Source organism: Mycobacterium sp. (genome assembly GCF_035314905.1).
Lineage (GTDB): Bacteria > Actinomycetota > Actinomycetes > Mycobacteriales > Mycobacteriaceae > Mycobacterium.
Genome location: NZ_DATFYW010000201.1, coordinates 1 through 13984 on the forward strand (window position 1 = coordinate 1; position 13984 = coordinate 13984).

At 69.1% G+C, this 13984-nt stretch carries 14 protein-coding genes and 1 pseudogene; 12 read left to right on the forward strand and 3 right to left on the reverse strand.

Translation table 11 applies throughout. The annotated features are described in order from the left end of the window. Positions 1-47: 47 nt before the first annotated feature. Both VKG81_RS17700 and VKG81_RS17705 read right to left on the reverse strand, forming a co-directional pair. Complete coding sequence (locus tag VKG81_RS17700; RefSeq protein WP_324397855.1) at positions 48-668, reverse strand: hypothetical protein; 621 nt, start codon at positions 666-668, stop codon at positions 48-50. A gap of 91 nt (positions 669-759) precedes the next feature. Beyond that, positions 760-1407 (reverse strand): hypothetical protein, encoded by a 648-nt coding sequence (locus VKG81_RS17705; protein ID WP_324397856.1) that lies wholly within the window; start codon positions 1405-1407, stop codon positions 760-762. A gap of 96 nt (positions 1408-1503) precedes the next feature. On the opposite strand from VKG81_RS17705, the gene VKG81_RS17710 reads away from it, so the two are divergent. The 11 genes and pseudogenes from VKG81_RS17710 to aroQ all read left to right on the forward strand — a co-directional run bounded on the left by VKG81_RS17710 (position 1504) and on the right by aroQ (position 12123). Continuing rightward, a complete protein-coding gene (locus tag VKG81_RS17710; protein WP_324397883.1) occupies positions 1504-1893 on the forward strand; it encodes a secondary thiamine-phosphate synthase enzyme YjbQ in 390 nt (129 codons plus the stop codon). 106 nt (positions 1894-1999) lie between these two features. Beyond that, positions 2000-4696, forward strand: coding sequence for an alanine--tRNA ligase (alaS, locus tag VKG81_RS17715; RefSeq protein WP_324397857.1), 2697 nt, complete (start codon positions 2000-2002; stop codon positions 4694-4696). A gap of 4 nt (positions 4697-4700) precedes the next feature. After that, positions 4701-5201, forward strand: a complete 501-nt coding sequence (ruvX, locus tag VKG81_RS17720; protein ID WP_324397858.1) for a Holliday junction resolvase RuvX — start codon at positions 4701-4703, stop codon at positions 5199-5201. Between the two features lie 160 nt (positions 5202-5361). Further along, positions 5362-6543, forward strand: coding sequence for an endolytic transglycosylase MltG (gene mltG / locus VKG81_RS17725; RefSeq protein WP_324397859.1), 1182 nt, complete (start codon positions 5362-5364; stop codon positions 6541-6543). After that, positions 6540-7370 (forward strand): shikimate dehydrogenase, encoded by an 831-nt coding sequence (locus tag VKG81_RS17730; protein WP_324397860.1) that lies wholly within the window; start codon positions 6540-6542, stop codon positions 7368-7370. The genes mltG and VKG81_RS17730 overlap by 4 nt, the downstream gene beginning before the upstream one ends. 10 nt (positions 7371-7380) lie before the next feature. After that, complete coding sequence (locus tag VKG81_RS17735; protein WP_324397861.1) at positions 7381-8208, forward strand: SDR family NAD(P)-dependent oxidoreductase; 828 nt, start codon at positions 7381-7383, stop codon at positions 8206-8208. Continuing rightward, on the forward strand, positions 8205-8687 hold the full coding sequence (locus VKG81_RS17740; protein WP_324397862.1) for an SRPBCC family protein: 483 nt from the start codon (positions 8205-8207) through the stop codon (positions 8685-8687). Before VKG81_RS17735 ends, VKG81_RS17740 begins: the two co-directional genes overlap by 4 nt. Before the next feature lie 47 nt (positions 8688-8734). After that, on the forward strand, positions 8735-9955 hold the full coding sequence (gene aroC / locus VKG81_RS17745) for a chorismate synthase (protein WP_324397863.1): 1221 nt from the start codon (positions 8735-8737) through the stop codon (positions 9953-9955). Then, positions 9955-10467 (forward strand): annotated as a pseudogene (locus VKG81_RS17750) (shikimate kinase); the annotation flags it as partial. The gene aroC and the pseudogene VKG81_RS17750, both read left to right, overlap by 1 nt. A 145-nt stretch (positions 10468-10612) precedes the next feature. Continuing rightward, on the forward strand, positions 10613-11695 hold the full coding sequence (gene aroB, locus VKG81_RS17755; RefSeq protein ID WP_324397864.1) for a 3-dehydroquinate synthase: 1083 nt from the start codon (positions 10613-10615) through the stop codon (positions 11693-11695). Next, complete coding sequence (gene aroQ / locus VKG81_RS17760; RefSeq protein WP_324397865.1) at positions 11692-12123, forward strand: type II 3-dehydroquinate dehydratase; 432 nt, start codon at positions 11692-11694, stop codon at positions 12121-12123. The genes aroB and aroQ overlap by 4 nt, the downstream gene beginning before the upstream one ends. On the opposite strand, the gene VKG81_RS17765 is transcribed toward aroQ, so the two are convergent. Further along, complete coding sequence (locus VKG81_RS17765) at positions 12102-12629, reverse strand: B-4DMT family transporter (protein ID WP_324397866.1); 528 nt, start codon at positions 12627-12629, stop codon at positions 12102-12104. The two genes, aroQ and VKG81_RS17765, sit on opposite strands and share 22 nt — an antisense overlap. A 33-nt stretch (positions 12630-12662) precedes the next feature. On the opposite strand from VKG81_RS17765, the gene VKG81_RS17770 reads away from it, so the two are divergent. Further along, positions 12663-13760, forward strand: a complete 1098-nt coding sequence (locus VKG81_RS17770) for a Xaa-Pro peptidase family protein (RefSeq protein WP_324397867.1) — start codon at positions 12663-12665, stop codon at positions 13758-13760. Positions 13761-13984 lie beyond the last annotated feature (224 nt).

Genomic DNA, 13984 nt, shown 5'->3' on the forward strand with positions numbered 1-13984 from the left:
TACGAACGGCTCGACGCGGTGGTCAAGGCGCTCTGAGGGTGAGCTGCTCAGGCCAGCTCGGGTACCCGCAAATGGGCCAGGGCGAGCTCGAATTCGCCCACGTCGAGCTGGTCGGCGCCCAACTCGCGTAGCCGCGTTGCGCGCAGCGACCGGGCCGGTTCCCTGTTGCGGTCCATCGCGTCGCGGCTGTCGAAAGTCGCCGACGACACCGCACGCCCGGAGGCGCGGTCGATCATCAGGCTGGCGCTGCAGAACCCGTCGAACCCCTCCATCGACGGCAGCACCGCCGACTTGTAGAAGTCGGCGGCCTGGGCGAGTTGTCCCGGCGCGGCTTTGAGCCACGTGGCCCGGACGCAGGCACCGTTGCCCGATCGGTGGTCGCGGTGCAAGAACGCGATCTCCCACTCCGCAACCTCTGCGCTGCCGCCGAACATCTCCGCGGCGCGATCCCGCACCGGCCGTACCCGATCCGCGGCGGCGTGCATCGCCTCCTCGGTCGCCCACGCGCTGGTGGCAATGCACCGGCCCGACTCCCGGTCGACCAGAAGCGACATGCCGACGCATCCGTCAATAGCCTCGAGCGCGGGCATGACCTCATCGCGAACATACGCAATTCCGGCGTCGATCGCCGAGTCCTGGGCCTGAATCGTGGTAGAGCGTGCGTACACGATCCACCCCCTCCTCGTTTGGGGCAGCGCCCCGGCGGCGCCACCGGTCCACTGATTACCTTGCTCCGCCGAAGAAGGCGTTTCAATGGTTTCAGTGGGCAGGCAGGTCCTTCGTGGCCTCGGCACGATCGCGGATGCCCCGCAGCATCTTCTGCTCCATCACAAAATGCGGGATGTCAAACGTCGCGTTGCCCACCGCGCCTGCGCTACCGCGGGCCAGCAGCCGGGTCCGCCTGCCCCGCGGCACCAGATAGAAGGCCCACGATCCGTGTGCTTTTTCGCCTCGTGACACCCGGTCGAAGTCGGGTTCGGACATGAGCACCAGATACGACTTGGGCTCGACGGCCGCGACAACCTGGCGGGCCATCGGGCCGTAGCGGCGGGCCAGCCACACCGGGTCGCCGACCTGCAGCTCCTGCCATTCCGGATGGATGGTGTTCGTGTTGTGGATCTGGGCGCCGATCGACCGCTCGAGCCAGTCGTAGCTGTAGAAGCCGCCGCGGTCCTCGCCGATCTGGGCCAGCCACGGCCACACCTGCTCGACCGGCGCGTCGATCGTGACCCCGCGAGTGCTGCGCGGCGTGGTCGACGCCACGAGCTCGTCGCCAGGCAGCGCCGCGTGCACTTCGTCGGGATAGGCGCCCCAGGCGTACATCCACGGGCGCAGGACCCGCCGGTACAGCGCCTCTGTGCCCAGCGCGAGCGCCGCGCCGGCAAGCCAACGTCTTTCATGTGCCATACCGCGACGCTATGGATTTCGGGCGGTGGCGGGAGAGGGGCGAAGGTCCCAAGGGCCCCTGCCGAAGGGCCGTAGGCTGGCCCGGTGGACTCCGACGTGCTCGACATCGACACCACACGACGACGGACCGTCGACTTGACCGACGAAGTGCGGTCCTTTTGCGCCCCGCGGGGCGACGGCCTGTGCAACGTCTTCGTCCCGCACGCGACCGCGGGCGTCGCGATCATCGAGACCGGCGCCGGGTCCGACGAGGACCTCGTCGACACCCTGGAGCGGCTGCTGCCCCGCGACGACCGCTACCGCCATGCGCACGGCTCGCGTGGCCACGGTGCCGACCACGTGCTGCCGGCGCTGGTCCCGCCGTCTGTGACGATCCCGGTGCATAACGGCGAGCCGTTACTGGGTACTTGGCAGAGTGTGGTGCTGGTCGACCTCAACCGGGACAATCCCCGCCGGTCGGTGCGGCTGAGCTTTGTGAAGGGCTGAGGGACCGGCACTACAACCCGGGCCGGATCGTTGACTTTTCAGCTCCGGTCAACGGGCCGGTACTGTAGTGCGGTCGATAGATCGGTTGACGAGGACACAAGCAGCAGTGCAGACACATGAGATCAGGAAGCGGTTCCTGGATCACTTCGTGAAGGCGGGTCACTTCGAGGTGCCCAGCGCCTCGGTGATCCTCGACGACCCTAATCTGCTGTTCGTCAACGCCGGCATGGTCCAGTTCGTGCCGTACTTCCTCGGCCAACGCACCCCGCCGTATCGCACCGCCACCAGCATCCAGAAGTGTGTGCGCACCCCCGACATCGACGAGGTGGGCTTCACCACCCGGCACAACACGTTCTTCCAGATGGCCGGGAACTTCTCGTTCGGCGACTACTTCAAGCGTGGCGCGATCGAGCTGGCGTGGAGCCTGCTGACCAAGCCGGTCGAGGCGGGCGGGTACGGCCTTGACCCGGAAAGACTGTGGGCCACTGTCTATATCGACGACGACGAGGCAGTGCAGCTGTGGCAGGAGGTCGCCGGGCTGCCCCTCGAGCGGATCCAGCGTCGCGGCATGGCCGACAACTACTGGTCGATGGGCATCCCCGGTCCGTGCGGCCCGTCGTCGGAGATCTACTACGACCGCGGCCCGGAATTCGGGCCCGAGGGCGGCCCTGCCGTGAACGAGGACCGGTACATCGAGATCTGGAACCTCGTGTTCATGCAGAACGTCCGGGGCGAAGGCACGTCCAAGACCGACTTCGAAATCCTGGGCCCGTTGCCGCGCAAGAACATCGACACCGGGATGGGTGTCGAACGGGTGGCCTTCATCCTGCAGGGCGTCGACAACGTCTACGAGACCGATCTGCTGCGGCCGGTCATCGACAAGGTCGCCGAGTTCGCGCCGCGGCCCTATGCCAGTGGGCACCACGACGACGACGTGCGCTACCGGATCATCGCCGACCACAGCCGCACCGCGGCGATCCTGATCGGTGACGGCGTCAGCCCCGGCAACGACGGACGCGGTTACGTGCTGCGCCGCCTGCTGCGCCGGATTGTCCGCTCCGCCAAGCTGCTCGGCATCAACTCCCCGATCGTCGGCGAGCTGATGGCCACCGTGCGCGATGCGATGGGCCCGTCGTATCCCGAGCTCGTCACCGATTTCGAGCGGATCAACCGGATCGCGGTCGCCGAAGAGACCGCGTTCAACCGCACGCTCACGTCAGGCTCGAGGCTATTCGAGGAGGCCGCGCAGGCCACCCGGGCCTCCGGCGCCACGGTGCTGTCAGGCAGTGACGCGTTCACGCTACACGACACCTACGGCTTCCCAATCGATCTCACCCTCGAGATGGCCTCCGAAGCGGGCCTGACGGTCGACGAGCAGGGCTTCCGCACGCTGATGGCCGAGCAGCGGCAGCGCGCCAAGGCCGATGCCGCCGCGCGCAAGCAGGCGCACGCGGACCTCTCGGCATACCGAGAACTCATCGACGCGGGACCGACGGAGTTCACGGGCTTCGGCGAACTGGCTTCTGAGGCAGAGATTCTCGGCATCTTTGTCGACGGCAAGCGGGTGCCCGTCGTGGCGCACGGGACCGAGACGCAGGGTGCGCAGCGGGTCGAACTGATCCTCGACCGCACGCCGCTGTACGCCGAGTCCGGCGGCCAGATCGCCGACGAAGGCACGATCACCGGCACGGGCGCGAACGGGGCGGCCAAGGCCGCCGTGACCGACGTGCAGAAAATCGCCAAAACGCTGTTCACGCACCGCGTCAACGTCGAATCAGGTGAGTTCGTCGAGGGCGACACCGTGGTCGCGGCGGTCGACCCAGGCTGGCGCCACGGGGCAACCCAGGGCCATTCGGGCACGCACCTCGTACACGCCGCGTTGCGGCAAGTGCTGGGGCCCAACGCCGTTCAGGCCGGCTCACTGAACCGGCCCGGCTATCTGCGGTTTGACTTCAGGTGGCAGGGACCGCTGACCGAGGACCAGCGTGTGCAGATCGAAGAGGTCACCAACGAAGCCGTCGAGGCCGACCACGAGGTTCACGACTTCGTCACCGACCTCGAGAAGGCCAAGGCGATGGGCGCGATGGCGCTGTTCGGCGAGCAGTATCCCGAGCAGGTCCGGGTGGTCGAGATCGGCGGACCCTTTTCCCTCGAGCTGTGCGGCGGTACGCACGTGCACAATTCGGCACAGGTCGGGCCGGTTACGATCCTCGGCGAATCCTCGGTGGGGTCCGGTGTGCGTCGCGTCGAGGCCTATGTCGGGTTGGACTCGTTCCGCTACCTGGTCAAGGAGCGGGCGCTGCTGGCCGGGCTGGCGTCGTCGCTGAAGGTGCCGTCGGAGGAAGTGCCGGCCCGCGTCGCAACGCTGGTCGAGCGGCTCAGGGCCGCCGAGAAGGAACTCGAACGAACCAAGCTGGCCGCATCGCGAGCCGCGGCGACCAACGCTGTTGCCGGCGCGGAGCGTATCGGTAGGGTCCGAGTCGTGGCCCAGCGAATGTCGGGGGAGACGACGGCGGGCGAGCTACGCGGCCTGGTTGGCGACATCCGCGCCCGTCTGGGTACCGATCCGGCCGTGGTGGCGCTCATCGCCGCGGGCGAGAACAATTCCGTGCCGTACGTGGTCGCGGTCAATGCCGCGGCGCAGGACTTGGGTTTGCGTGCCAACGATCTGGTGAAGGCGCTCGGCGCGGCGGTTGAGGGCCGCGGCGGGGGTAGACCGGATCTGGCGCAGGGTTCCGGGAAGAAGACGGCGGGCATAGACTCCGCGCTTGCCGCACTCCGTTCCGAGATCGCCCGGGGTTAGCCGGGTGCGCCCCGAGGAGCACCGACTGCCGGATCGGCCCGGCAGCGACGACCCCGGCCGGGGGCGCCGTCTCGGGATCGACGTCGGCAGTGTGCGGATCGGGGTCGCCAGCAGCGACCCCGACGGCATTTTGGCCACGCCGGTGGAGACGGTGCGCCGCGAGCGCTCCGGCAAGTATCTGCGGAGGTTGAGCCGGCTGGTCACCGACCTCGACGTCGTCGAGGTGGTCGTGGGGCTGCCCCGGACGCTGGCCGACCGGACCGGCCCGGCGGCGCGGGACGCCGTCGCGCTCGCCGGCGAACTCGCCGAGCTGATCACGCCGATACCGGTGCGGCTGGCCGACGAACGGTTGACCACCGTCGCCGCGCAGCGGTCGCTGCGTGACGCCGGCATTCGCGCCAAGGGGCAGCGCGCGATGATCGACCAGGCCGCGGCGGTCACGATCCTGCAGGGCTGGCTGGACGAGCGCCGGGCCGCATCGCAGCGAGGGGACGACAGTGGCTGACGGGCGACGTCCGCGCTGGGTGGCAGCGCCACGAGAAGGGGAGCCGCGCCACTCGGCAGGGGCGCAGCGACTCGGGGAGAGTCGCCCCGCCCCGGCGACGCAACGAGTCGGCGAAGGCGGGCGCGCGCAGCCGGTTGCGGTCGGCCCGCCCAGGCACACGATGAGCCGCTCCGAACGGATGCGGGCGCAACGGGGCCGCCGTCGTCGGCGTGCGGCGGCCTCGATCGCGTTGGCAGTACTGATCGTCATCGTCGTGGCCGCGGTGTTCCTGGGATCCAAGCTGTGGCACAACGTGTTCGGCTCGGGTAGCGATTACAGCGGTGCGGGCAAGAACGACGTCGTGATTCAAATCCACGACGGCGACTCGACCACCGCGATCGGCCAGACTCTGCACGACCACCAGGTCGTCGCGACGGTGCGGGCGTTTGTCGATGCGGCGCACGGAAATTCGTCGATGTCGTCGATTCAGCCGGGCTTCTACAAGCTGCGCACCGAGATCCCCGCCGCCGATGCGGTCAAGCGGCTGACCGACCCGCAGAACCGCGTCGGCAAGCTCGTGATCCCCGAGGGCAGGCAACTCGACGACGTGCAGGACGTCAAGACCAACGCCGTCACCGAGGGCATCTTCAGCCTGATCGCGCGCGCATCGTGCGCGGACCTGGACGGCCAGCGACGCTGCGTGCCGATTGAGGACCTGCGCCGAGCGGCCGCCAACGAGTCGCCGTCCCTGCTCAACGTGCCCGCCTGGGCAACCAAGCAGGTCGCCGCGATGAACAGCGACCATCGAAGGCTCGAAGGTTTGATCGCGCCGGGCACCTGGAACATCGACCCGTCGTCAACGCCGCAGCAGGTCTTGGCGTCGCTGATCGAATCGAGCGCCAACCAGTACGCGCAGGGCGGTCTGCTCGACACCGCCAACCAGCTGAAGATGTCGCCGTACCAGATCCTGACCGTCGCGTCCCTGGTGCAGCGGGAGTCCAAGCCCGCCGACTTCCCGAAGGTCGCCAGGGTGATCTACAACCGGCTGCAGGCGCGGCAGAAGCTCGAGTTCGACTCCACCGTGAACTATCCACTTGACCGCCAGGAAGTAGCCACCACCGACGCCGACCGCGCCAGCGCCACACCGTGGAACACCTACGTCAAGGAGGGCCTGCCCGGGACGCCGATCGGCTCGCCGGGCGACCCGGCGCTCAACGCCGCCGAGCGGCCGGACCCCGGCGACTGGCTGTACTTCGTCACCGTCGACATGCAGGGCACGACGTTGTTCACGAAGGACTACCAGCAGCACCTCGCGAACATCGAACTGGCGAAGCGCAACGGTGTCCTCGACAGCGCGCGATGACGGCTGAGGGCCCGCGCCGCGCGGCGGTGCTGGGCTCACCCATCGCGCACTCGCGGTCACCGCAGCTGCACCTGGCCGCTTACCGCGCGCTGGGCCTGACTGACTGGACCTACGAGCGCATCGAATGCACGGCCGACCAATTGCCCGGTCTGGTAAGCGGTTTCGGACCCGAATGGGTCGGCGTGTCGGTGACGATGCCGGGCAAGTTCGCAGCATTGCGGTTCGCCGACGAGCGCACGCCGCGTGCTGAACTCGTCGGCTCGGCGAACACACTGGTGCGCACCCCGACCGGATGGCGCGCCGACAACACGGATGTGGACGGGGTGACGGGCGCGCTCGGTCCGGTGTCGGGTGAAGCGGTCGTGGTGGGAGCGGGAGGCACCGCGCGGGCGGCCGTCGTCGCAGTCGCCGACCTCGGCGTGCGGCGGGTCACCGTGGTGGCCCGCGATGCCGGGAAGGCCGAACCGTTGCTGACGCTGGCCGCTCAGATCGGCGTCGACGCCCGCTGGCAGGACTTCAGCGGCGCGGGGCTGGCCGAGGATGTCGCGGGCGCCGGGGCGGTCATCAGCACGATCCCCGCCGACGCGGCGGCGCGGCATCTCGGGCTGTTCGAGCGGGCACCGGTCCTGCTGGACGCGATCTACGATCCATGGCCGACACCGCTCGCCGCCGCGGTCACCGCGGCCGGCGGCACCGTGATCAGCGGGCTGCAGATGCTGCTGAACCAGGCGTTCGCACAGGTCGAGCAGTTCACCGGCCGGCCCGCGCCGAAAGAGGCGATGAGGGCCGCAGTCGCGCGGTGGCGCCTTCAACAGGGTGAGGCATAGGGTCAGCGACGTGGCAGACCGGACACTCGTCATCACCGGCGCCAGTGACGGCGTCGGGGCTGCGGCAGCGACAAGGCTCAGTCGAAGCGGCGAGAACGTCGTCATCGTGGGCCGGTCGGAAGAGAAGACCGCCGCCGTCGCGGCGCGCCTGGGCGCAGACCATTTCGTGGCCGACTTCGCCGACCTCTCGCAGGTTCGTGCGTTGGCCAAGCAGTTGCTCGAGCGGTACCCGCGCATCGACGTGCTGGCGAACAACGCGGGCGGATTCATGGGTCGTCGCGAGGTCACCGCCGACGGCCACGAGAAGACGTTCCAGGTCAATCACCTGGCCCCGTTTCTGCTGACGACCCTGTTGCTGGACAGGCTCGTCGAATCGGGCGCGACGGTGCTGAACACCTCCAGCGTCGGCAACAAGCTCTTCGGGCGCGTCGACATCGACGACCTCGACGCGGAGCACGGCTATCGGGCGAGCAGGGCGTATGGCGACGCCAAGCTGGAGAACATCCTGTTCACCAGGGAACTGCACCGCCGCTACCACGGCGCGGGTATTTCCACCGCGGCCTTCCACCCGGGCAACGTGGCCTCGAACTTCGGAAGCGAAGCCCAGGACTGGTGGATTCGCGCGGCATATCGCACCCCGATCAGGCATCTCGCGCTGATCGGGCCCGAGCGGGGCTCTGACGAACTGGTGTGGCTGGCGTCCGCCACGCCCGGTGTCGACTGGGTATCCGGCGAGTACTACGTCAATCACAAAGTGGCCCGTGCCAATCCGCGGGCCTACGACCCCGTACTGGCCCGTGAGTTGTGGGATCGCAGCCTCGAGATGGTCTCGGCATGACGGTCGAGATCGTCGACGCGGGTCCCCGGCAGGTCGGCCGCTCGGTCGAGGTGGCCGCGCCGGCGGCCGAGCTGTTCGCGATCGTCGCGGACCCCCGTCGCCACCACGAACTCGACGGGTCGGGCACCGTCGGCAACAACATCGACGCCCCACCGCATTTGGTCCCAGGCGCACGGTTCTCGACGAAGATGACGATGTTCGGGTTGCCGTACCGGATCACCAGCACGGTCACCGCGCTCAAACCCGACGAGCTGATCGAGTGGCGCCACCCGTTCGGACACCACTGGCGCTGGGAGTTCACCGCGGTGTCGCCGACCGTCACACGCGTGACCGAGACGTTCGACTATCGCGACACCGGCGTCAAGGACGGGTTCAATTACTATGAGCGAACGGGTTTCGCCAAGCGCAATGCCGCCGGCATCACGGCCACGCTGACCAAGCTGCGCGCCCGCTACAGCGGCCCGGTTCAGGGCGGCTGAACGGCTGCGCCACCGGAGCACACGCGCGACATGGGAAGATGGGTCACGTGTTGCGATGGACCACGGCAGGCGAGTCACACGGTCGAGCGCTGGTGACCGTGCTGGAAGGCATGGTGGCCGGTGTCCGCGTCACATCAGCCGACATTGCCGCACAACTGGCCCGCCGCCGGCTTGGCTACGGGCGCGGCGCACGGATGAAGTTCGAGGCCGACCAGGTCACGGTGCTGGCCGGTGTGCGGCACGGGCTCACCCTCGGCGGCCCGATCGCGATCGAGATCGGCAACACCGAGTGGCCGAAGTGGGAGACCGTGATGGCCACCGACCCGGTCGACCCCGCGGAGTTGGAAAACACCGCCCGCAATGCGCCGCTGACGCGGCCGCGGCCCGGCCACGCGGACTACGCGGGCATGCTCAAGTACGGATTCGACGACGCCCGCCCGGTGCTGGAGCGGGCCAGCGCGCGGGAGACCGCCGCGCGCGTCGCCGCGGGTACCGTCGCCCGGCAGTTCCTGCGGCAGGCGCTGGGTGTCGAGGTGCTGTCGCACGTGATCTCGATCGGCGCGTCGAAGCCCTACGAGGGGCCGCCGCCGCGGGCGTCCGACCTCGACGCGATCGACGCCGGCCCGGTGCGCGCGTTCGACAAGGACGCCGAGCAGGCGATGATCGAGGAGATCGAGGTCGCCAAGAGGGACGGCGACACGCTCGGCGGGATCGTCGAGGTCGTGGCGCTCGGCTTGCCGGTCGGGCTCGGCTCGTTCACCAGCGGCGACAACAGGCTCGACAGCCAACTGGCCGCCGCGGTGATGGGCATCCAGGCGATCAAGGGCGTCGAGATCGGCGACGGGTTCGAAACCGCCCGCCGCCGGGGCAGCGTTGCGCACGACGAGATGTACCCCGGCCCCGACGGGGTGGTGCGCTCGACCAACCGGGCGGGCGGCCTGGAGGGCGGCATGACCAACGGCCAGCCGCTGCGGGTGCGCGCCGCGATGAAGCCGATCTCGACGGTGCCGCGGGCGTTGGCGACCGTCGACATGGCCACCGGTGACGAGGCCGTCGCCATCCATCAGCGCTCTGACGTCTGTGCGGTCCCTGCGGCGGGCGTGGTTGTCGAGACGATGGTTGCGCTGGTTCTCGCCCGTGCGGTGCTGGAGAAGTTCGGGGGCGACTCGCTGGCCGAAACCCAGACCAACATCGCGTCATATCAGCGCACGGTCGATGCCCGCGAGCCCGCGACCGGCAACGTTGCTCAGGCTTCCGGGTCGCCGTGATGGCTCCCAGGGCGGTACTGGTGGGTTTGCCCGGTTCGGGCAAGTCCACGATCGGGCGGCGCCTGGCCAAGGCGCTGGACGTCACGCTGGTCGACACCGACGCGGCGATAGAGGACAGGACGGGCCGCAGCATCGCCGAGTTGTTCGCCACCGACGGCGAGCCGGAGTTCCGCCGCATCGAAGAGGAGGTGGTGCGCGCCGCGCTGGCCGAGCACGACGGCGTGCTTTGCCTGGGCGGCGGCGCGATCACCAGCAAGGGCGTCCGCGACGCGCTGGCCGGCCACACCGTGATCTACCTCGAGATCACCGCGGCCGAGGGTGTGCGGCGCACCGGCGGCAACACCGTGCGCCCGCTGCTCGGCGGCCCGGACCGCGCTGAGAAGTACCGCGCGCTGATGGCCGACAGGGTGCCGCTGTACCGGCGCGTCGCGACGATGCGCGTCAACACCAACCGGCGCAATCCCGGCGCCGTGGTGCGCCACATCGTTTCGCGGCTGGAGAATGCGCAGCCCGACCCGCCACGCCGCCGGCGCCGGCCGTCGTGGCGACGGCGTCCCGCCCGGGTGCTGCCCACCGCGGCGTCGGAGCAGGCCGGCGCCGAGGCGCCCACCCCTGCGACGCAGGCCGCGCTGGCGGCGCGCAACACGGAGCGGCGCCGTGGCTGAGCCGGTGACGGTCGACGTTCTCGTCGATCCGCCCTACCCCGTGATCATCGGCACCGGTCTGCTCGGCGAGCTGGCCGAGCTCCTCCACGGCACGCACCGGGCCGCGATCCTGCATCAGCCGGTGCTGTCGAGGACCGCAGAGGCGATCCGACAGCATCTGTCCGACAATGGGATTGATGCGCACCGCATCGAGATCCCGGACGCCGAGGCCGGCAAGGACCTGCCCGTGGTGGGCTTCATCTGGGAGGTGCTCGGCCGCATCGGGATCGGCCGGCGCGACGTGGTCGTCAGCCTGGGCGGCGGCGCGGCCACCGACGTTGCCGGTTTCGCCGCCGCGACCTGGCTGCGCGGGGTATCGATCGTCCATGTGCCCACCACGCTGCTCGGCATGGTCGACGCCGCGATCGGCGGTAAGACGGGGATCAACACCGACGCGGGAAAGAACCTGGTGGGCGCCTTCCATCAGCCCCGTGCGGTGCTGATCGATCTCGCGATGCTCCAGACGCTGCCCCGCAACGAGCTGGTCGCCGGGATGGCCGAGGTCGTCAAGGCCGGTTTCATCGCCGACCCGGTGATCCTCGACACGATCGAGCGCGACCCGGAGGCCGCCGTGGACCCGGCCGGATCGGTGCTGCCGGAACTGATCCGGCGGTCGGTGGCGGTCAAGGCGGAGGTGGTCGCCGCCGACGAAAAGGAAGCCCAGCTGCGCGAGATCCTGAACTACGGCCATACGCTGGGCCACGCGATCGAGCGCCGGGAGCGTTACCAGTGGCGGCACGGCGCGGCGGTGTCGGTGGGGCTGGTGTTCGCCGCGGAGTTGGGCCGGTTGACGGGCCGGCTCGACGACGCGACCGCCGACCGGCACCGGGAGATCCTGTCGGCGCTGGGGTTGCCTGTCACCTACGACCGTGACGCATTGCCGGAGCTGATCGAATACATGGCCGGTGACAAGAAGACCCGTGCCGGGGTGCTGCGCTTCGTGGTGCTCGACGGGCTGGCCAAGCCAGGCCGGCTGGACGGACCCGATCCCACGTTGCTGGCCGCGGCCTACTCCGCGCTGGAGGCGCCATCATGACGACGGTGAATGTGCTCAACGGACCCAACCTCGGGCGGCTGGGACTGCGCGAACCCGAGGTGTACGGCAGCACCACCCACGCAGAGCTGGTGGCGACCGTCGAGCGCGCCGCCAAGGAACTCGGCCTGAACGCCGTTGTGCGCCAAACTGACAGCGAAGCCGAGCTGCTGGACCTGATTCACCGCGCCGCCGACGCCAGCGAACCGGTCATCCTCAACGCGGGCGGGCTGACTCACACGTCGGTGGCGCTGCGCGACGCGTGCGCAGAACTGCGGGCCCCGCTGATCGAGGTCCACATCTCGAACGTATTCGCCCGCGAGGAGTTTCGGCACCGCTCCTATCTGAGCCCGGTGGCCTCCGGGGTGATCGTCGGGCTGGGGCTGGACGGCTACCTGCTGGCGCTGCGCTACTTGGCCGGCTGTTCCTGAGTCTTCTCGTCGTCGCGGACGGCCTCGAACACGTCGGTGTCGGCGCTCTCCTTGCCGCCCTGACGACGCGGGACCCCTTCTTTGTTGTACTGCCGGTCGGTCAGGTAGCGGCCGACGCCGAATCCGATGACCGCGCCGACGAACACCAGCAGCGCGGTGAATGCCGCGAACGTGGTGACCTCGTTGACGAGCCCGCCGACGTACAGGCTCTTGTAGAACAGCGAGATGAACCAGCAGACCGCGCCGCTCAAAATGCCGGCGACCAGGCCCGCGATCAGCCAGGTCATCGCAAGGTCGGAGCGGCGGTCCGGGTCGGGCTGTGCGCGGGCGTCGGAGCGGCCGTCCAAGTACCCCCAGACGAGCACGACGACGAAGAAGATCACCAACAGGAAAATGCTGATCAGGCCCGCTTGGGTCTCCCAGGTGTTGATCATCGCGCCCTGGATCAACCGCAGGACGACCATCAGGAACGCGAAGACCAATCCGCGCAGCAACCATGACCTCATGGGGGAAGAGCGTAGCGAGTAGCGTCAAGTGCCGTGACACATTCCCAGCGCCGCGCCAACCTGCGGGACCGGCTCGGTAATGCCGGGCTGGACGCGATGCTGGTCACCGACCTGGTCAATGTGCGGTATCTGTCGGGCTTCAGTGGCTCCAACGCCGCTCTGTTGGTGTTCGCGGACGACGACGCGCGCTCGGTACTGGCCACCGATGGCCGCTATCGCACCCAGGCCGCCCGGCAGGCACCCGACCTGCGGGTCGTGATCGAGCGGGCCTGCGGGCCGTACCTGGCCGGGCTGGCCGCGGCCGAGGGTGTCGGCCGGCTCGGGTTCGAAAGCCATGTGGTGACGGTCGACGGATACGACGCGCTGGCGCGTGCGGCCGGCAGCACCGAGCTGGTCCGGGCGTCGGGCATGGTCGAGGCGCTGCGTGAGGTCAAGGACGCGGGCGAGATCGCCCTGTTACGGCTGGCGTGTGAGGCTGCCGACGCAGCACTGACCGACCTGGTCGCCCGTGGCGGCCTGCGTCCCGGGCGCACCGAGCGGCAGGTGGGCCGCGAGCTGGAGTCGCTGATACTCGACCACGGCGCGGACGGCATCTCGTTCGAAACCATCGTGGCCGCCGGCGCGAATTCCGCTGTCCCGCATCACCGGCCGACCGACGCCGTGCTGGCGACCGGGGATTTCGTCAAGATCGACTTCGGTGCGCTGGTCGGCGGGTATCACTCCGACATGACGCGCACGTTCGTCCTGGGCCGCGCCGCCGACTGGCAGCTGGACCTCTACGAGCTCGTCGCAAATGCTCAACGCGAGGGCCGGGAAGCGCTGGTGCCCGGAATGGCGTGCAACAAGGTCGATGCGGCGGCCCGGCAGGTGATCGCCGACGCCGGGTACGGCGACTGTTTCACCCACGGACTCGGCCACGGCGTGGGGCTGCAGATCCACGAAGCGCCGGGGATCGGCGCGTCGTCCGCCGGTACACTGCTTGCTGGCTCCGCAGTCACTGTGGAGCCCGGTGTCTACCTGCCCGACCGCGGCGGTGTCCGGATCGAGGACACGCTGGTCGTAGGCAGCGACCCTTCGAAGGCGCCGGAACTGCTTACCCGGTTCCCGAAGGAACTGGCGATCCTGCAATAGGCAACGCTGTGCGTGACCTGCGAAAACCAGGTCAACGGCGAGCGCTGTGGCCCCGATTATCTTAGGGACTGGCTAACCCTGGCCGCCCTACCGCCACAACTGTGTTGACCCGTAGTGTCAGTGGCCGGACCTCCGGTTGAACAGCCCTCCCGAGGGCGACCGTCGCGGCAACGCATGGCATGGGCGCACCACATGTGCGCAAGGCCCCCTCTGATCTATTGATC